The sequence below is a fragment of the candidate division WOR-3 bacterium genome (genome assembly GCA_039802005.1).
GTDB lineage: Bacteria > Hydrothermota > Tepidihabitantia > SM23-42 > JAOAFX01 > JAOAFX01.
The window spans coordinates 128,097-147,532 of the sequence record JBDRVV010000001.1 but is presented as its reverse complement, the minus strand read 5'-3'; the positions used below and the strand labels follow the sequence as shown (position 1 = coordinate 147,532).

Annotated in this window: 20 protein-coding genes and 3 pseudogenes; 2 read left to right on the top strand and 21 right to left on the bottom strand. The window is 37.0% G+C overall.

Going from position 1 to position 19,436, the window contains the following annotated elements; all coding sequences use genetic code 11:
- From trpB to ABIL69_00640, 20 genes and pseudogenes are all read right to left on the bottom strand, one after another.
- Positions 1 to 1,204: pseudogene (gene trpB / locus ABIL69_00735) on the bottom strand (tryptophan synthase subunit beta).
- Positions 1,185 to 1,643: a type II 3-dehydroquinate dehydratase gene (gene aroQ / locus ABIL69_00730; GenBank protein ID MEO0122516.1), complete on the bottom strand. Its 459-nt coding sequence runs from the start codon at positions 1,641 to 1,643 to the stop codon at positions 1,185 to 1,187. Before aroQ ends, trpB begins: the two are co-directional and overlap by 20 nt.
- On the bottom strand, positions 1,625 to 3,175 hold the full coding sequence (aroB, locus tag ABIL69_00725) for a 3-dehydroquinate synthase (GenBank protein MEO0122515.1): 1,551 nt from the start codon (positions 3,173 to 3,175) through the stop codon (positions 1,625 to 1,627). Before aroB ends, aroQ begins: the two co-directional genes overlap by 19 nt.
- On the bottom strand, positions 3,168 to 4,235 hold the full coding sequence (locus ABIL69_00720) for a chorismate synthase (protein MEO0122514.1): 1,068 nt from the start codon (positions 4,233 to 4,235) through the stop codon (positions 3,168 to 3,170). The genes aroB and ABIL69_00720 overlap by 8 nt, the downstream gene beginning before the upstream one ends.
- A complete protein-coding gene (gene aroE / locus ABIL69_00715) occupies positions 4,228 to 5,007 on the bottom strand; it encodes a shikimate dehydrogenase (protein MEO0122513.1) in 780 nt (259 codons plus the stop codon). Before aroE ends, ABIL69_00720 begins: the two co-directional genes overlap by 8 nt.
- The gene (locus tag ABIL69_00710) at positions 4,989 to 5,612 is read right to left on the bottom strand and encodes a phosphoribosylanthranilate isomerase (protein ID MEO0122512.1); all 624 of its coding nucleotides are present in this window, start codon (positions 5,610 to 5,612) and stop codon (positions 4,989 to 4,991) included. Before ABIL69_00710 ends, aroE begins: the two co-directional genes overlap by 19 nt.
- Complete coding sequence (locus tag ABIL69_00705; protein MEO0122511.1) at positions 5,599 to 6,687, bottom strand: prephenate dehydrogenase/arogenate dehydrogenase family protein; 1,089 nt, start codon at positions 6,685 to 6,687, stop codon at positions 5,599 to 5,601. Before ABIL69_00705 ends, ABIL69_00710 begins: the two co-directional genes overlap by 14 nt.
- Positions 6,675 to 7,448 (bottom strand): indole-3-glycerol phosphate synthase TrpC, encoded by a 774-nt coding sequence (gene trpC, locus ABIL69_00700; protein MEO0122510.1) that lies wholly within the window; start codon positions 7,446 to 7,448, stop codon positions 6,675 to 6,677. The genes ABIL69_00705 and trpC overlap by 13 nt, the downstream gene beginning before the upstream one ends.
- Positions 7,423 to 8,469 (bottom strand): anthranilate phosphoribosyltransferase, encoded by a 1,047-nt coding sequence (gene trpD, locus ABIL69_00695; protein ID MEO0122509.1) that lies wholly within the window; start codon positions 8,467 to 8,469, stop codon positions 7,423 to 7,425. The genes trpC and trpD overlap by 26 nt, the downstream gene beginning before the upstream one ends.
- Positions 8,466 to 9,458, bottom strand: coding sequence for a phosphoribosyl-AMP cyclohydrolase (gene hisI / locus ABIL69_00690; protein MEO0122508.1), 993 nt, complete (start codon positions 9,456 to 9,458; stop codon positions 8,466 to 8,468). The genes trpD and hisI overlap by 4 nt, the downstream gene beginning before the upstream one ends.
- The gene (gene hisF / locus ABIL69_00685) at positions 9,452 to 10,207 is read right to left on the bottom strand and encodes an imidazole glycerol phosphate synthase subunit HisF (GenBank protein ID MEO0122507.1); all 756 of its coding nucleotides are present in this window, start codon (positions 10,205 to 10,207) and stop codon (positions 9,452 to 9,454) included. The genes hisI and hisF overlap by 7 nt, the downstream gene beginning before the upstream one ends.
- Entirely contained in the window at positions 10,201 to 10,797 is a 597-nt protein-coding gene (gene hisH, locus ABIL69_00680) for an imidazole glycerol phosphate synthase subunit HisH (protein MEO0122506.1), read from the bottom strand. Before hisH ends, hisF begins: the two co-directional genes overlap by 7 nt.
- Positions 10,794 to 11,378 (bottom strand): imidazoleglycerol-phosphate dehydratase HisB, encoded by a 585-nt coding sequence (hisB, locus tag ABIL69_00675; protein MEO0122505.1) that lies wholly within the window; start codon positions 11,376 to 11,378, stop codon positions 10,794 to 10,796. Before hisB ends, hisH begins: the two co-directional genes overlap by 4 nt.
- Before the next feature lies 1 nt (position 11,379).
- Positions 11,380 to 12,438: a histidinol-phosphate transaminase gene (hisC, locus tag ABIL69_00670; protein ID MEO0122504.1), complete on the bottom strand. Its 1,059-nt coding sequence runs from the start codon at positions 12,436 to 12,438 to the stop codon at positions 11,380 to 11,382.
- Positions 12,435 to 13,289, bottom strand: coding sequence for an ATP phosphoribosyltransferase (hisG, locus tag ABIL69_00665; protein ID MEO0122503.1), 855 nt, complete (start codon positions 13,287 to 13,289; stop codon positions 12,435 to 12,437). Before hisG ends, hisC begins: the two co-directional genes overlap by 4 nt.
- Positions 13,290 to 13,649: 360 nt before the next feature.
- Positions 13,650 to 13,895, bottom strand: a pseudogene (locus tag ABIL69_00660) (T9SS type A sorting domain-containing protein).
- 114 nt (positions 13,896 to 14,009) lie between these two features.
- Entirely contained in the window at positions 14,010 to 14,780 is a 771-nt protein-coding gene (locus tag ABIL69_00655; protein MEO0122502.1) for a hypothetical protein, read from the bottom strand.
- Positions 14,781 to 14,869: 89 nt separating this feature from the next.
- Positions 14,870 to 15,019 carry a hypothetical protein gene (locus ABIL69_00650; protein MEO0122501.1) on the bottom strand — a complete coding sequence of 50 codons (150 nt, stop codon included), beginning with the start codon at positions 15,017 to 15,019 and terminating at the stop codon, positions 14,870 to 14,872.
- Between the two features lie 208 nt (positions 15,020 to 15,227).
- Positions 15,228 to 16,070 (bottom strand): hypothetical protein, encoded by an 843-nt coding sequence (locus tag ABIL69_00645; protein ID MEO0122500.1) that lies wholly within the window; start codon positions 16,068 to 16,070, stop codon positions 15,228 to 15,230.
- Positions 16,071 to 16,131: 61 nt separating this feature from the next.
- Positions 16,132 to 17,076 carry a GNAT family N-acetyltransferase gene (locus tag ABIL69_00640; GenBank protein MEO0122499.1) on the bottom strand — a complete coding sequence of 315 codons (945 nt, stop codon included), beginning with the start codon at positions 17,074 to 17,076 and terminating at the stop codon, positions 16,132 to 16,134.
- A gap of 131 nt (positions 17,077 to 17,207) precedes the next feature.
- Between ABIL69_00640 and ABIL69_00635 the strand changes: the two genes are divergently transcribed.
- Entirely contained in the window at positions 17,208 to 17,798 is a 591-nt protein-coding gene (locus ABIL69_00635) for a Yip1 family protein (GenBank protein ID MEO0122498.1), read from the top strand.
- A 4-nt stretch (positions 17,799 to 17,802) separates the two neighbouring features.
- On the opposite strand, the gene arcC is transcribed toward ABIL69_00635, so the two are convergent.
- Entirely contained in the window at positions 17,803 to 18,741 is a 939-nt protein-coding gene (gene arcC / locus ABIL69_00630) for a carbamate kinase (protein MEO0122497.1), read from the bottom strand.
- Positions 18,742 to 18,816: 75 nt separating this feature from the next.
- On the opposite strand from arcC, the pseudogene pyrR reads away from it, so the two are divergent.
- Positions 18,817 to 19,332, top strand: a pseudogene (gene pyrR, locus ABIL69_00625) (bifunctional pyr operon transcriptional regulator/uracil phosphoribosyltransferase PyrR).
- The last annotated feature ends 104 nt before the right edge of the window (positions 19,333 to 19,436 follow it).

Sequence of the window (19,436 nt, the reverse complement as noted above, 5' to 3'; positions counted from 1 at the left end):
TATTTTAAATCTTTCTTTAATCGCGCTCATAAAATTCCTCCGCAATCTCTAAATCTTTATCACCCCTGCCCGAAAGGTTAACAACTATAATTTTTTTTCGGTCCATTTCTTTTGCCTTCTGGATTGCAATATAAAGGGCATGAGAACTTTCTAAGGCGGGGATAATCCCTTCGGTTTCCGATAGAATTTTAAATGCCTTAATCGCCTGCCTATCGGTGCAGGTTGTATAATTTACTATCTTGCTTGTTTTTAGAAAGGAGTGCTCCGGACCGACTCCTGGATAATCAAGCCCCGGGGCAATGGAATGAGCAGACATAATCTGCCCGTATTTATTCTGTAGAACAAGGCTCATTGCTCCATGTAGAACTCCGACCGTTCCACAAGATAGTGTTGCAGAATGTCTCTTTGTATGTATACCAAACCCACCGGCCTCAACCCCTAACATCTTTACACTTGTATCTAAAAATGGATAGAAGAAGCCAAGGGCATTACTTCCACCGCCAACACAGGCAATGAGTAGGTCGGGTAATCTACCCACTATTTTTTTTATCTGTATTTTTACTTCTTTGCCTATTACCGTTTGGAAATCACGCACAAGCATTGGGTAGGGATGTGGTCCCACAACCGAGCCAATACAATAATGGGTGGTCTTGATATTTGTAACCCAATCCCTTATTGCCTCATTTATTGCGTCTTTCAGGGTCTCTGTTCCACTATTTACAGGAATAACTTCGGCACCAAGAAGCCTCATTTTCAAGACATTCATCTTCTGTCTACTCATATCTTTTTTCCCCATATATACAATACATTTCAATCCTAAAAGGGCACAGGCAGTCGCAGTGGCAACACCATGCTGTCCGGCACCGGTCTCAGCGATTACTCTTTTTTTGCCCATTTTCTTTGCAAGCAAAACCTGACCGATTGTATTATTTATCTTATGGGCACCGGTATGAAGAAGATCCTCCCGTTTGAAAAATATCCTTGCCCCATTCATCTTTTCTGATAAATTTTTTGCAAAGTATAGTGGTGTCGGCCTGCCAGCATAATGTTTTAAATAAAAATTTAATTCTCTTTTGAATTCACTATTATTTTTAAAATTTCTATAAGCCTTCTCAAGTTCTATCAATGCCGGCATCAATGTTTCAGGTATAAATCTACCACCAAATATTCCGAAATAACCACTTTTATTCGGCTGGCGATACATTTTCTTCTCCGTAATGAAAATGAATAAAAAATTCAATTGCCAGAATATATCCATACCAACCCAGCCCCGCTATTTGCCCGATACATACTGGTGCAATAAAACTTTTGTGTCTGAATGATTCTCGAGCATAGATATTGCTGATATGAACCTCTATCGTTTTAATACCAACCGACTCAATTGCATCCCTTATTGCTACCGAAGTATGGGTGTAGGCACCAGGATTTATAATGAGTCCATCATATCCTTCCGCATTCTGTATGATTTCAATTATCGCACCCTCGGAATTTGATTGGTATATATCAACCATTATTCCCATCTGCTTTGCATGGTTAAGAATTTTCTCATTTATTTCTTTAAGCGATAAATCCCCGTAAAAAAATCGATTTCTCTTGCCCAGAAGATTTAAATTAGGACCATTTATTAAAAGAATTTTCTGCATAAAACCTCCTTTATCTTTATTTTGCCAATCCCTTCAAAAACAGCGATGGTTATATATTTACCTTTCATTTTCTTATCATGTGAGATTAATTTCTTCATCTTGTTTTTAAGATCACACGGCACATATATTGGTAGGCAATATTCCTTCAGCAGTTCTTTAACTTCGCGCATCTCGTTTATTTTTCTGCCAAATAGTTTCATTTCTTCAACCATTCCCATTGATATTGCCTCACCATGGGAATAGATATTATAATTCGTTATCGTTTCAATGATATGTCCGATTGTATGACCAAAATTTAAAATCTCCCTTATCCCCTTTTCTTCGGTTTCATCTTGATTTATTATCACACCCTTTATAGATACACACGCCTTCACAATCTCAAATAAGAGCTGTAAATTGCGATTTTTGACCTGTTCTTTCTTTTTTTGAAGAATGTAAAACAATCTTTTGGAATGTATTATACTATATTTTATGACTTCGGCGATACCGTTTAAAAATTCTTTGTCCGAAAGGGTTAGTAATTTTTTCAAATCGCATAGGACGAGTTCAGGCTGGTAAAATGTACCCAGCATATTTTTGCCGTAATCTGTGTTTATACCAGTCTTACCACCGATTGCTGCGTCTACCTGGCAGAGAAGTGTTGTCGGAATATGGATTACTCTACATCCCCTTTTGAATGTGGATGCAACAAAACCTGCAATATCCGTGATAACACCACCCCCTAAACTTATTATAAAATTTTGTCGCTGGAAATTGGTCCTAAAAAGAAAGTCATATATTTTCTCCACAGTATCAAAATTCTTAAATTCCTCTCCATCCGGGATGATAAAATAATCTATTTCATTATTTCCTTTTTTGAGATAATTTATGAGTTCGTTCATATAAAGTGTGCCCACCAGTGGATTTGTGATTATCACCACCTTATTATTAAAAATGGGTAAATGCTCCATAATATCATAACCAATGATTACCGGGTAATTTTTTAATTTCGTTTTAATTCGTATCTCTGCTTTTTCTTTAAACGATTGAGGTTTTTCAAAATTCAGTTCTTCAATAATCTTATTTACAACCATTTCTGGCTTTTTTTCTGAATTATCAATCTTTATCTTGGCAAAGTCATATATACCCTTTCTTTTTCTGTATAATCTATCAATGTCAAAAACATTTCTTATCAACGGTCTTTCTCCATTGGTGATAATCCTTTTTTTCAAGGTTTCAATATTTGCTGATAGTTGTATCACATTTCCCATTTTTTGCAATTCTTTTCTGTTTTTCATATCAATCACCATACCGCCACCGGTGGCTATAACAACATTTTTCAATCCCTTTATCTTCTCAATCACCCATTTTTCTTTTTTTCGGAAATAAACTTCGCCCTTCTCTTCAAAAATCTTTTTAATCGACTTCTGCTCAGCCAGTTCAATCATTTGGTCAGTGGAAATAAAACCCATATTTAATCTACTTGCGAGCAATCTTCCTATGGTATCCTTGCCCGAACCCATAAATCCTGTTAAAATGATATTTTCAGACATTCTTTATCCTCTTTTGATAAAAACGATAATTCTTTTTTATATCGGCAAGACAATCACCTCCAAATTTTTCACAAATTGCAGAGGCGATAACATACGCAAGCATTGCTTCAGCAATCACGCAAATTGATTCGACAACGCATACATCCGCCCTGGGTTTTGGAGCTAAAGTTCTTTTTTTGGTCTTTATATCAACCGAATACAAAGGATTCCCGAGGGTAGGAATTGGTTTTGCATAGAGCCTTATCAAAATCCTTTCGCCATTGCTTACGCCCCCTTCAATTCCACCTGCGTTATTCGTCCTTCTATAGAAACCATTGTTTTTACTAAAAAATATTTCATCGTGGAATTTTGAGCCAAAAATAATAGTACTTTTTATTGCCTCGCCTATTTCAATTCCTTTTACCGATGGTATTGACAGCATTGCCAGCCCAATCAATGCATCAAGTCTTTTGTCAAATTGTGTATAACTTCCAAGTCCAGGGCATACATTATCAGCATAAACTTCAACAATCCCACCAACTGTTTCACCGATTTTTTGTGCCCTTTTTATTAAATTCAAGAACTGGTTTTTCTTTTTTGCAGAACCAATTGAGACAACCCTTGAACCAATATTGATCTCAAACTCATTCAAAAAAATTTTAAAAACAGCGCCCGCTGCAACCCTCATAGCGGTTTCTCTTGCGGAAGCCCTTTCCAGAACATCTTGAATATCAAAAAAACCAAATTTTAATAGACCCGGCAGGTCTGCGTGCCCCGGTCTTGGAATTGTAACCACTTTGTCTTTTTTCTTTTCTAATAAAAAATGGGCTTTTCGGTAATCGGTATTTCTTATAAAAAGCGTGATAGGCGAACCAATCGTTTTTCCGTTTTTAACACCAGAAATGATTTCAATCTCATCATTTTCTATCTTCATCCTTTCACTTCTGCCCATACCGGATTGACGTCTTTTTAATTCTTTGTTTATAAAATCAACCTCTATTTTTATGCCTGCCGGCATCCCATCTATTATCGCTGTCAATCCTGGCCCATGGGATTCACCAGCCGTTAAGATTCTAACCAATCTGCACCTCCTTGATTGCATTCTTCATTATGTTTACCGGCGGCATTCTTCCAGTCCAGATACTGAATGAAAATGCCGCCTGGTAAACCAACATTGTGATTCCATTAACCACCAATATATTTTGTGAGTTCAATAAATTAAAACGATAATTAGTGTCATAATACACACTTCCATCTTTCATATGAGGGAAGATTAAATTATGAATATCAATTGATGTTCCATTTATTACTACATCAACATTTCGTATGATAGTGAAAATATCTTTAAAATCTATTGGCTGGCCATTGTATTTTTTTGTAAGATATAGAGATTTTATTTTTGTGCGGTTTGTAATGAAAAAAGACTGTGGTTTTTTTCTAAAAATTACATAGGCGATTGCCCGGGCAACCCCGCCCGCACCGATAAGCATTATTTTTTTCCCAGTAATATTTATATTGTGTTCTTTAAGCGACTTATCAAACCCGTAGATATCTGTATTCTCACCAAATAATTTATTTTTTCTAATAACCACCGTATTCACCGCACCGATTTTCTTCGCTACTGGACTTACTCCATCAAGATATTTCAAAATTCTCATTTTATACGGATTGGTTATATTTAACCCTGCGAATTTTAGTTTTTTAATAGTTTTGATTATCGTTTCAAAATCCTGCTCTGGAACAGATAACGGAAAATATTGTCCACTCAAGCCCAAATGTATAAATGCATTATTATGGAGTAGTGGAGAAAAAGTCATTTTTAAAGGATAACCAATCACACCTGTAATGAACATTTCCTCACCTCTTTTATAAATTCTTTAACTTTTGTTGGGTCTTTTTTCCCGGGAAATTTTTCTACTCCGGAACACACATCAACTCCATAAGGTTTCAATAAACCAATCATATCTTTTACATTGTCTTGATTAAGTCCACCACCGATGATTATGTTACCTCCTACTCCTTTTACCATGTTCCAATCGAATACCTTACCACTTCCTTCTCCAGGATCAAATAGATAGCCTGCTACCGAATATTTATCAATATCACTAATAACTTTCTTCACTTTTACTTTATCATCATCAATTTTAATCCTCTTGATTATTCGGGCATTCTTTATGAACCTGCAGTATTCCGGGGATTCAGAACCATGTAACTGAACTACATCAATCCCGGTTAAACGAACCACTTTATTTACCAGTTCAAGTTCTTGGTCTTTAAATACTCCGACCGTTATTATAAAAGGAGGAAGCTTCCGGATAATATTTTTTGCAATCACAGGCTCAATATTTCTCGGAGATGGAGCAAAGATAAAACCCAAAGCATCAACTCCAAATTTTGATACCATTAATGCATCATCAAGATTGGTTATTCCGCAGATTTTTATCTTAATACTGACCAAGCCACCTGCTCCCTTCTTTAAAAATATCTATAAATGCATACTTTTTACCGGCTTTAATCGTCTCCACCAATGAGTCAACACAGACTTTTAAATTGCTAAATAAATCATCATTATAGGGGTTTAGCGCCTGGATTTCATAATAAAGTTCTGGATTTTCTTTGATCACGCTCTTCGTTGTCTCTAACTGGGCATTAAATGTAGTGCTGGCAATATTTTCTAAATCTTTTATTGTATAACCACTATTTATAAGACACTTAGCAAAAAGAATATTCAAGAAATGGGAGAGTCCGAGGACATAAGCAATGCGCTTATCATGTTCATCAAATGGAAGTTTAATAAGTCTTGCTGCGGTATCTTTAAAAAGACCCAAAATTTTATTATTCGCCTCTGGAGAACCGCAATCGCATAGACAGATAATCTTATCACTCAAGGTATGACAGGCAGGGCCAAACATTGGATGAATACTTGTAATTTTAATATCTTTCTGCATTGCCTTCTTTATCGCGGGGATTATATGACTCTTAACACTCGCAATATCACAAACCACCGAATCGCATTTTAATTTAGCAATTTTTTCAATAATAGCGGGCACGGTTGATAGAGGTGTAGCAATAATAACAATTGATTTTTCCTTTAATGCCTGTTCAAGATTACGATAATATTTAAAATTAGGGAGACCAGAACTTTTTAAGTCATTGATCGACACCCTGTGCCCCTGATTCTGAAAGAAATAAGCAAACCAGCGTCCCATTCCACCCAGTCCCCCTACGATGAGTATATCTTCTCTTTTTCCTGAATATGCTGAAAAATGCAGTCTTTCCTGCCCGATTCTGGAGTATTCAATTATTTTAGTGATGATTGCTCGGGCAAAGTTTTTATTAAGATTATGTTCTTCAGCATATTGAATTGCATTGTTAATCACCTCTTTTTCCACACTCCAATCCAAAAGTGGGATATCATTCTTTTTCTTTATTTTGCCAATCTTTTCACTTAATATCATTCGATTTTGGATTAATTTTAATATTTTACGATCCAATTTTTTTATTTCTTTCCTTAAAGAGCTTAATTTATCCATTTTAGTTCCTTTATTTTTGCTACCATATTATCTGCCTTTAAGATAGAAGTTCCCACAAGCAAACCATCAAAACCAGCGTTTTTCAACTTTTGCACATCATCCTGATCTTTTATTCCACTTTCACTAACCGTGTAATAATGTTCTGGCACTTTCTGTATCAGGTGCAGAGAGTTATTGATATCAACTGAAAAATTATTCAGATTCCGATTGTTAATACCGATTATCTCGGTTTCTGTATCTAATGCCTTTTTTAAATCATTAATTGTATGAATCTCTACAATTGTCGCCATACTAAGTTTGTGAGCGAGTTTTACAAATTTTTTTAACTTTACAGGTGGCAATATACAACTAATGAATAGTATTGCATCAGCACCTACCGCGTATGATTCGTAAATCTGATACTCATCAATGATAAAATCCTTTCTCAGAACTGGTAGGGTTGTTGATTTCTTTACTATTTCAATATATTCTTTTTTCCCTTTAAAAAACTTCTCGTTAGTTACGACCGATATAGCATTCACACCTGCTGATTCATAAATACGGGCAACTTTTTCCGGATTCAAATCATCCCTGATTATTCCGGTTGATGGAGATGCATTTTTTATCTCAGCAATCAGTGCCAGTGATTTCTCTTTAAAAATCTTTTTAAAATCATTTTTGATCTTATTGGTGGCTTTTAAAAAATGTTCCATCGGATGTTGACTCTTTTTTTTGTATAAATCTTTTTTTGTTTCCTCAATTATCACGCTTAGCATGTTCATTTACAAACCTCCTTAATTCTTTTAGTTTATTCAATGCCGAACCCGACAATATTGATTGCCGCGCAATTTCAATCCCATCTTTAATAGACTCAGCCTTTCCCGCAATATATATTGCGGCACCTGCATTTAATACGGCGGTATCGGTTTTAGCACCTGGTTTGCCCTCTAAAATTGACATAAATACCTCAAGATTTTCTTTATTATCGTTCACTACCAAATCCTCCATACGGCACCTTTTCATACCAAATTCTTCAGGTGAAATTTCGTAATCTGTCATATTGCCATGTTTTATCTCCAAAACATATGTTTTGGTGGTGGTCGTTATCTCATCAAGCCCGTCACCACCATATACAATCAGTGCCCTTTCGATATTTAGATTTATTAGTGCCTTTGCGATTTTTTCCATAAATTCTTTCCTGCACACACCAATAATCTGATTCTTTACACCTGCCGGGTTACATAACGGACCTAATAAGTTGAAGATTGTCCTGATACCGATATCTTTCCGCGGCACGACTGCATATTTCATTGCAGGATGGAATAATGGAGCAAAGAGAAACCCAACACCAATATTATCAATACACTCTTTTACCAATTCTGGCTCAAGTTCAATCTTGATTCCGAGTCCTGATATTAAATCAGCACTTCCACAGAGACTTGAAACTGACCGGTTGCCGTGTTTTGCCACAAAACAACCTGCCCCCGCGGCAATAAATGCCGAGGTTGTTGATATATTGAAGGTGCGCATGCCATCGCCACCGGTACCACAAGTATCAATTATTGTAGTTGCGGAAGGTTTAATTGATACCATCTTCTCACGCATTGCCCTGCAAAATCCAGTTATTTCATCAACCGTTTCGCCCTTGATCCTGAGTGCAGTGAGCAAGGAACCAATCTGTGCCGGTGATACTTTGCCATCCATTATCATTGTACAAATATCATAAGATTCTTTTTCACTTAAGGATTGGTTATCAACCAATTTTTTTATTGTCTCAGTAATTTTCTTATGCTCGTAGTTCATTCTGGCCTCCTTATATTGAAACAGGAAAAATTTCCGTTATGGCAGGCATTGCCATTCTGTCTTACAACCGCGAGGATCGCATCGCGGTCGCAATCAACTCTTAATTTAATTAAATTTTGTATATTGCCTGATGTCTTGCCTTTAAACCATAACTCCTGTCTGCTTCTTGAAAAATACCACATATTACCGGTCTCAAATATCTTTCTCAATGATTCCTTATTTGAATACGCAAGCATCAATACAGCACCCGATATGTCCTGAGCTATAGTTGGAATCAATTCGTTTTTCCAATTCAATGATTCTATAAATGCATCAGCGAGTGAAATTCTTTTTGTATACAATGCCATTCCCAACTGAACATCAATACTCATTTCAGCAAGGATTTTTACTTCACTTACTGAAGATACCCCACCCGCTACCACTATCTTTCTATCGGTCTTCTCACGAATTTTTTTTGCCTTCGCAATATCAATACCCTGCATCATTCCTTCGCTTTCTATAAATGTAAAGAGAAATTCGTTTGTATATGGTTCAAATTCTTTTATTACATCAAAAAGGTCTATACCGGTGTAATCTCTCCAGCCACTCACAACCACTTTACTATTGTATGTATCAAGTGCAATCACAATTTTATCCTTTCCCAATTTTTGTTTCAAGGCAGAAAGAAATTCGTGATTAATCTTCTTCTCTTCAAATGCCTTTGAACCAATAATTATTTTATTTGCACCATAGTCAATCAATTCTTTAGCCTTTTCAATTGTTCTTATGCCACCTCCAACACGACAATCAGCCACCCTTAATAATTCTTTAATGGTACTCAGGTTATCACCGCTGCCCATTGCGGCATCAAGGTCAATCACTGCAACCTCATTGTATTTATTGAATTCCTTTGCAAAATTTAGGGCATCATCAAACTCAAGAATTTTCTCTCTACCCTGTCTTAATTGGACGACCTTTCCGTCCATTAAATCTATAGACCCTATTACCATCTTACATTAACTCCTTTTTTTGAAAGAAAATTTTTTATTTTCTTGATCGTATATTTTTTAAAATGTAGGATTGATGCGAAAAGCACTGCATCTGCCTTTCCATATTTTACGACCTCATAAACCTGTTCTAAATTCCCTGCACCACCCGAGGCAATAACCGGAATTTTCACAATGGAACTTATTGCCCTTGTCAATTCAATATCGTAGCCCTTTTCTGTCCCATCGCGGTCAATGGAATTCAGTAAAATCTCGCCGGCACCAAGCCTCTCACATTCTTTCGCCCATTTTAGAACATCAATGCCCGAATCAAACCTTCCACCGTGTGTATAACAATGCCATCCATTCTTTACCCTCTTTGCATCAATTGAAACGACTATACACTGGGAACCGAATAGCACCGCACCTTCTCTTATCAAAGCCGGGTTTTGTATCCCTGCAGTGCAGATTGCAATCTTGTCCGCACCAGCATTTAACAGATTGCGCATATCATCTACATTCCTAATACCACCACCAACACAAAATGGTATAAAGACATTCTTTGCCACTTCATTTACAATATCTACCATAGTCTTTCTACGCTCAAAAGAGGCGGTGATATCAAGAAATACAAGTTCATCTGCACCCTGGTCATTGTAGTATCGGGCAAATTCTACAGGGTCTCCAGCCGTCTTTAAATTTTTGAATCTTATTCCTTTCACGACCCGTCCCTTATCCACATCAAGACAGGGGATAATTCTTACGGTCAACATCTTTCCACCCAGTTCTTTAATAATGCAAGACCGACCCTTCCACTCTTTTCAGGATGGAACTGAACCCCATAGATATTATCTCGGTTAATTACTGATGGGTACTTTATGCCGTATTCAGTAATGCCAACGATCAGTTCCTTTTCTGGTGTATCTACATAATAACTATGGAGAAAGTAAAAAAATTGACTTTTTCTAAAATGAAAGATTCGTGATTTTTTAAGAATATCAACATTATTCCATCCGATCTGGGGAACTTTATTTTCATCAAATCTTTTTATGCAGCCTTTAAATATGCCAAATCCTCTAATTTTTTTTGACTCTTCGCTTGATTCAAATAATAACTGAAGACCAAGGCATATTCCCAGAAAGGGACGGTCTCTTTTAAGCCATTCCATGATTTTTTCAAATAGTCCTGTTTGCTTAAGTTTTTTCACAGCGAAACCAAAGGCACCGACCCCGGGCAGGATAATCCTATCTGCAATTTTCATATCTTCAGGCTCTTTTATTATGCAATTTTTGAATTTAAGAAAATCAAGCGCATTCTTAACCGAATGAATATTGCCTGCACCATAATCTATTATGCCAATCATAAGACACCCTTTGTGCTCGGAATGTCTTTTATTTTTTTATTAATCAAACATGCCTGGCTCAGTGCCCTGGCAAATGCCTTGAATATCGCTTCAATCTTGTGGTGATCAGACCTCCCTGAAAACAATTTGATATGTAATGTACAGGGACAACCATTTGTAAATCCTGCAAAGAAATCTTCAATTGAATCTGTCTGTAAATCGCCGACTCTTTGCTTTTTGAAATTCCCCGAGAATTTTAAGAAAGTCCTCCCCGATATATCTAACGACGCCATTGCCAGTGCCTCGTCCATTGGATGGATAAAAAACCCAACGCGATTCATACTTTTTTTATCACCAAGCGCTTTGTTTAATGCAAGACCTAAACAGATACCCGTATCTTCAATGATGTGGTGCTGGTCAACTTCAATATCTCCCTTTATTCTTGCTACAATATCAAATCCGCTGTGTTTGGCTAATGTCTCAAGCATATGTTTAAAAAATCCTATAGGAGAATCAATAGTGCTTTTTCCAGTACCTTCAATCTTTAATTTAATTGTAATATCGGTCTCTTTTGTTTTGCGTTTTATCTCAGATTTACGCATTTTAACCCCCAATTTTTTTCATTAATTGTTTCATTACTTTTATAAATTCCTTATTCTCCTCTGGTTTTCCCATGGTTACCCTCAACATATTCTCTAAAGCAGGATCACTAAATCTGCGAACGAGAATTCCTCTTTTATAAAGTTCTTCAAAAAGTCGGACTGATGAACTATTTTTTATCCCAAAAAGAATAAAATTTGCTCGAGATGGAATTGGAACTATACCAGAAATATCCTTCAATTTATTGAAGACATTTTCTCTCTCAGCAACAATCTTCTGCACCGTCGCATAAAAAAATCGTTTTTTTGTAAGCAAATATTGCGCAGATATCTGCTGGAATATTCCAACGGAAAATGGAAGTTTTGCCTTGACAAGTTGTTTTGCAACTTCAGACTGGCAGAGCAAATAGCCCAGCCTTATTCCAGCAATGCCAAATGCTTTAGAAAAAGTTCTGAGAATTATAAGATTGCGGTATCTGTCAAGCAGTTTCTGACAGGTCAATCTATGAAATTCATAATACGCCTCATCCACAGCTACTATACATTTCTTCATTTTCACAACCTCTTCTATCCCATCAATATCCATTGCAGTACCAGTTGGATTATTTGGTGATGCGAAGATTACCAATTTTGAATTATATGCGCTACGACAGAATGCCTTTACATCAAATGTGAAATCACTTTTCAATGGTACCTGGTCAACCTTCAATTGTAGAACCCGCGCAAGATATGAATAAATTGCAAAACCCGGCTTTATAACGGTAATGGTATCTCCTTTATTGCAAATAGCAAGCATAATCGCAAGTATCAATTCATTGGAACCATTCCCGACAACAATTCCATCCGCAGGGTAATTAGTATAATCAGAAAGTTCTCTCTTTAATCCTTCGGGATTCTCAACCGGATAGCGATTCCAGGGTATCCTCTGTAGTCTGCTAAATATCTCTTTTTTATATTCAACGGGTATATCATAAGGAGACTCATTCTGATTCAGTTTTATCCTTGCCTGCTGGGGGACTTCATAAGCAGGCAATGTAATTATCGCTTCCTTAATATTTATCATACTACAACCTTCCTGAATTCATACTCAAGGATATCAGTAGCACCAAGCCTTTTTAAATTAGGAATTAATTTCACAACCTCACTCTTTTTTACCGCAACTTTTACCGCAAATCCTTTTTCTCCATACAATGGTGCAACGGTTGGTGAACGCATACAGGGAAGAATTTTTACTATCTTATCAAATTTATCTCTGGGCACATTCATTTCAAGCATTACCCTTTCTCGTGCGTCAAGCACTGCCTGAAAAAGCATTTTCAGTTCTTCAATCTTATTGCATTTCCAGGGGTCTTTAAGTGTTCTTTTACCAACTATAAATCTCGTAGTTGATTCCATAATTACCTTAAATACTCTCAATTTGTGTTCTTTCAATGTATTTCCTGTGGCAGTATTATCAATTATCATATCAGCGTCTTCAGGCGGAAAGACTTCTGTTGCTCCATAGGTCCGCAGGTATTTGTATTTGAATCCCTCTTTTTTCAAAAAATTCTTCGTCAACCTTTCGTATTCTGACGCAACTATTATTATCTTTTTATGCAAAGTGGCAATGTCTGCATCTTCAGGAATCGCTGAGACAATCTTTACCGGGTCTAATTTCAAATCCATAACCTCAATCACATCTGCATTAGATTCTATAACCCAATCCTTACCCGTAAACCCAGCGTCATGCGAACCGATCTCAATCAAATCCGGTATATTCTGCGGCCTCAGTATCTTTATTTGAAGTTCAGGGTCATTAACGAACGGCCTATACACCCTTTCACCAATGTTGATATAAATCCCGGCATCATTAAAAAGTCTGATCACGTTCTCAAAGATACTGCCTTTAGGAATGACAATTTTCAATCTCTTCAATCAAACCTCCTTTCGTTTAAATAATTCTAAAGATTTGTTTTTTTATTTTTTAAAGTTTATGGTTTTTGTATGTGGTAAAAAAGTGGTTGCACTTCCGGGACCAAAAAGGATTTATTGACCCTTATTGGGCCCGGAAGTGCCAATACCAGTAATGATTAAAGTGGAATGTAGTGTGGTTGTGGTTAAGACAATTAATATCCGATATTGCCCTTAAAGAGCAATCGGTGAGAACTTTTTTATCCATTAAAATCTTAACCACGATGCAAGTATATTCAAAAATTCATTATTGTCAAGTATGCAATTCATATCAAAAATAAAAAAGGGGTGGCCTTCACCACCCCCTTTCAGGTTCGTTCAGAATTATTCTGTAATCACGATTTTGGCGCAGTCATAAGATTTTGGTGTAATCAATCGCACAAAATACACTCCGGATTTCACATCATCTCCATTTATATCCTTTCCATTCCAGACAAGTTTTAAGAAATCATAGTTGTAAATTCCCTTATACAATTTTCTCACGAGTTTTCCAGTAATATCATAAATATTACATTCTATTAACATTCCCTTTTCAACAGGACAAGAGATGTAAACTGTTCTTTTCGCAGGATTGGGATATACGCTTAAATGGGTAGTAACTTTTACATCTTTATTTTTTGCATCTTCCTGAGCTCCTACACCGTAGAAGCCGGCGACCTTTAGGACCGCCCCTGGACAGGACGCTCAGGTACCATATTGATAGAGGGTAAGCCAGTATGTTCCATCTCTTGGGTCCCTTACAACACCACGAATATTACAGGAATCCGCAGGGTACAATCTGAAAAAGTTTATTTTCTGACAATTCAAGGGGTTGAGTGCAAAGACACCCGCACTATCAAGGGTGGAACTGCTATTAAAGAATGTATAGGCATTCAACAAATGTGCAGGATTTGAGCCAATCGCTGGAACATAATCAAGACATCTTGCTCCATAATAGGCACCCTGATACGGATGGGTCATCTGTCTTATTACCGTGCCCATCGTGTCAACACAATATATGTATTGGGTCTGGCCACCGGTCGTTCTCCTATCCGAAATATAAATTTGACGGTTGGTATTATCCCAGGCAAGACCGCAGGGATAATCTATATATGATACACTGAATGACCGCAGCACGGTTCCTGATGTATTGATTTTATAAACCGCTTTATGCCTCTTATTGAGAACCCAGAAGGTATTATCATAAGAGCAATATTTCAAATCAATACAACCACTGTCATTGTTAGGTGCTGGAATTGTTCCATAACTCGTAACGAAACTATCTGAAGAGGCGATGTAAATGACCTGCGTGGTATAATTGACATAATAGATACGATCTGTATTGGGATTATATGTAATTCCGTATGTTCCCTGGGGATATACACCTCTTAACCAGTATCTCTCACCAGCCGCAAAGCAGAAAGAAGTAGCAAAGAGCAATAGAATGAGGCTTCCCAACATAATTTTTTTGTTCATAATGCCTCCTTCATCTATATTAGTATAATATTCAAATAAAGACTGTTGTCAAGGGTGAAAATTGACTATTTCTCTAACCAATCAATCACTCACTTAATTTCAAGCTCCACATCCCCCGGAATTGTATGGCCATAACCTGAATAAACCTGAAAACTAACGCTGATTCCTGATTTGATTAACTGATTTAGTCCGTCAAGATTTGCCTTTATTCTATGTTCTAATTCATCTTCACCAAGCATTACTCTGCACTATCCCCTTTCTCCTCAGCCACAACTCGTTTTAACCATTATTTCTACGCCATAAGGACAGCACACGATATATGCGTGCCGTATCTATCTCCAGCCCATTCAAAAAACACGATGATAAGAAAATAAATATACTAATTACTTTTCTCTTCATTGATTACCCCCCCTTTATAATTTTCTTCCAAGAATCAATAAATTCTGATCAACGCAGATTGTATCCAATTACTGCGCCCGTAGAAGGAAGTAATACAAGCGGTATAACAACAATCTTTGGCCAGGGTTTACAATTATGGGAATCCCAATAATATGCCGCATACGAACTTATTAATGCCCCAGCACCGGCACCGAGCGCCGCCCTCCACCAAGTTCCCTTTTCTTTGAACAATTTGCCAGTGATTGTCGTTGTTGTACTTGTAAAAATCATATTTGAAATCGTGTATATTGGGATATAAGCATCAATTTCGCTGTATTCATAATTGAAGGCCCAATAAAAACTTGTAATAAAGATAGAAATCCCTAAACCAGCACATCCCCCCATACACTCAAAAATATAAATTCCAGTTTGTCTAAAAAATCTACTACGGTCCCAATTGTATCCAACTGTTGCACCGATACTCGGTAGTAAACAATATTCAACACCAAACCGATGGAAATTATATTCAACAAAAGAAACAAAAGAACTGGCGATGCCCGCACCAATAGCCGCCTTTTTCCAGTTGCCACCTTGTTTAAATAATTTGCCAATTAGGTGTGTTCCAGCGGTTGTCAGTGCAGTAGTTGTGAGCGCATATCCAGTTCCATATATCCATGGCTCAGGCCCGTTTGTCCATTGTTTTTTATTATTGAGCGAATATAGTGAAAAATGTGAAATCAAAGCACCTGCATTGCTGGCTAAAAATTCCAATCCATAAATTATAGGACGACTGTCAGAATTGTTATTGACTACCTGATTTTCATAACAAAGGTGTTTGTCTAATTTACAAATATTGACTCTGTCACCAGATGACTGGAATATAAATAGAAATATGAAAAAAAGAGCTTTCATTGTTTTAGGTATCTAGGGCTCCTGATTTTCATCAGAAAAAGTTTTGGACTTTAAGGTATTTTCATAACTCTTTCTCATATGTATCCCTCAAAAATCCCCTCGCGTTGAAGTTCTCTTTAAACCTCCCGAGTCCCCAGTTTGGTTCCATATTCAAAGTAAATGTACCCAAATCAAGATATTGAAAACCTCTTAGCCGGCCCCATTTTATCACTTCATAGAATAATAAATTAACCGGGCGGTATGCTTGATATTGATTATCATGGCTGATATAAAAGGCAAGTATCACCCTGGGATTGGTCACAAAAATGACCATTCCACCGACCATCTTCTCTTTGAGATAGGCACCAAAAAGAATGATATCATCCGGGAACAGATTTTTCAGTCTTAAAAGTTCGCTCAAGGTATGGGTTGGCGATACATTGTGTCGCATCCCAAGATTGTTTTTCAATATCTCATAGTATTGTGCATAATCATCTGTTATTCTTACTTTCACGCCTTCTCTAATTGCCTTTTTTGTGGAGCGCCGTGCATCCGGATGGAACACAAGGAGTGGTTCTGCGATATCCAAAGGTATGACTGCAGTTATCTCTCTTTTTCTGTACTTAAATCCGTGCTTCATCAATGCAAAATCTATATATTGATTTGGCTGGTGATAATAAACAAGGGGGGTCTGGGTAAGCACGACCTGTCTGATTCCTTCTTTTTTTAAAAACTCAATTAGATGTGCGACACAGAGATAGATATCATGTATTCCAATTCCTTGCTTTAAAACAAATCCGCCATAAGATGCACCTTTATGTGAGATAATGGTCTTATCCTCAATCACTGCAGGAAAGAGTGCAATTATGTTCTCTTTTTCTTTTATTAAAAGATGATGACTTTTGAATCTTTCCGGTGGATGGTAGCTCAGGAATTTCAAGGTATGGAAGATTGTTCCATTATTTGCCTGTTTTACAAATTCTTCCCAAACCTTATGATCTTTCTCTGTAAATTTGATTACTTCCATATCCAATTTTATTCAAAAGAACCTCAAAGTCAACAACACAAAAAAGAAAATCGTATTGTATCTTAAATCTCCACACCTTTCTATTGACTTTATATTAATCTTGTATATACTTTGACAATAAGGAGGTTTTAATGATTGAGAGAATTAAAGGAATTCTGTTCAGTCCAAAGACTGAATGGGAAAAAATAAAATCAGAGCCAACAAATATAGCCCAGGTATTGACTGGTTATGCAATACCCCTTGCCTTAATCCCGGCAATATTCGGTTTCTTGGGCTATGTACTCATTGGTGTTAATTTCGGAATGCTGGGTGTAATAAGATACCCATTTGCATCTGCCATTGTCTGGGCTATAGTCTGGTTTATTTTTACACTCATAGGGCTTTATATTGAAGGAATCGTAATAAATGCACTTGCTCCATCTTTTGATTCAGCGCCAAATGTTACAAATGCATTTAAGCTTGCAGTTTATTCTATGACCCCTTATTTTGTTGCTGGAGTTCTTTATATCTTTCCAGTTCTCGGGATACTCGTTCTTCTCGCCTCACTTTACGGATTATATCTGATGTATCTGGGAATGCCGGTTATGATGTCCACCCCTAAAGAAAAGGTTATTGGATATATGATCGTCGCTATTATTGTAATGTTTGTTATAAATATTATTGTGGGCGCGATTGCTGGTGGCATACTTGCTGCAACATATCGTCCTATCTGGAGGTTTTAAAAAATTAATCTAAGACGATCTTAGTTCCGAAATCTCCAAAAAATGCTTTTTTAGCATTCTCAAGCGAAGTTATTATTACTTCTTGGCCCCCTGACTCTAAAAATTTAATTGCGGCCTCAATCTTTGGCCCCATACTGCCTGCTGGGAAATGTCCCTCACTTAAATACTTTTTTGCCTCACTTAAAGTAATCCTATCAAGTTTCTTCTGGTCAGGTTTTTTAAAATTTAAATATACATAATCAACAGCAGTTAAGATAGCAAGAATCTGTGCCTTTATTTCAATAGCAAGGACTGCCGAAGCAAGGTCTTTATCAATTACCCCATCAATACCCTCATAGGTACCATCAATCTCAATATAAACAGGAATCCCACCGCCCCCGGCAGCAATCACTATCACCCCCTGATCAACAAGCTGTTTAATGATCTTGGAATTTACTACCTTTACAGGCTTAGGTGAAGGAACAACCCTGCGATAACCCCGTCCCGGGTCTTCTTTTATTGTCCAGTTAAATAATTCAGCCAGTTTATTTGCCTGTTTTTCATTATAAAAAGGACCTACAAATTTTGTAGGATTTATTATTGATGGGTCATTGGCATCCACAATTATTTGCGTTACAATCGTAACAACATCCCTTTCAATACCCAATCTTTTCAATTTATTCTGTAGACTCTGTTCAATCATATATCCCATTCCACCCTCGGTATCCGCAACAATCACACCGAGTGGCAGGGCAGGAATCTCCTGGGCAGTTCTCTCAACCCTTAAAAGGGCATTACCCACCTGGGGACCATTGCCGTGGGTAATAGCAATATGGTATCCTTGCTTTATCAGCTCTACAACTATTTCAAGGCTTTTCCTCGTATTGGCAAACTGGACATGTATATCATCCCTTCCGGTCATGGAAATAGCATTTCCGCCAAGGGCGATAACTGCCTTCTTCATTTTTTATTATACCCAATCCCTTTTTTTCGTCAAGTCTTGACTTCGGTCAATTTTTATTTATAATTAAATTCAGTTATGAAAAAAATTCTTGAAGCCACTGATATAAAAAGGATTACCACCAGGATTGCCCGTGAAATAGTTGAAAGAAATAAAGGAACAAAGGATTTAGCACTGATCGGCATAAAAAGGCGCGGTGATATACTCGCCCAGCGTATTGGTACGGAGATTGATGATTGTGAAAAGACAAGAGTTCCGATTGGTGCCCTTGATATAACCCTTTATCGTGATGACCTGCAGCTTGTATCAGAAACACCGATAATAGAAGGAACTGATATAAATTTTGATATAAATAATCGCATCGTAGTCCTCGTTGATGATGTTTTATTCACCGGCCGAACGATTCGTGCCGCAATAGAAGAAATCCTTGATTTTGGTAGACCAAAAAAGATTCAACTTGCGGTCCTCATTGACCGCGGGCATAGAGAACTTCCCATCCAGGCAGATTATGTTGGTAAACGGATAACAACATTAGAAAAAGAAATTGTGGATGTATATCTTAAAGAAATTGATGGTAAGGACCTCGTATTTGTCCACAGAAAAGCAAAGACAAAAAATATAAAGGTAAAAAAAGGTCGGATAAAGATGGCTCATCATTCCCGACCAAAAATTGAACAATTAAAAATAACTGAAAAATA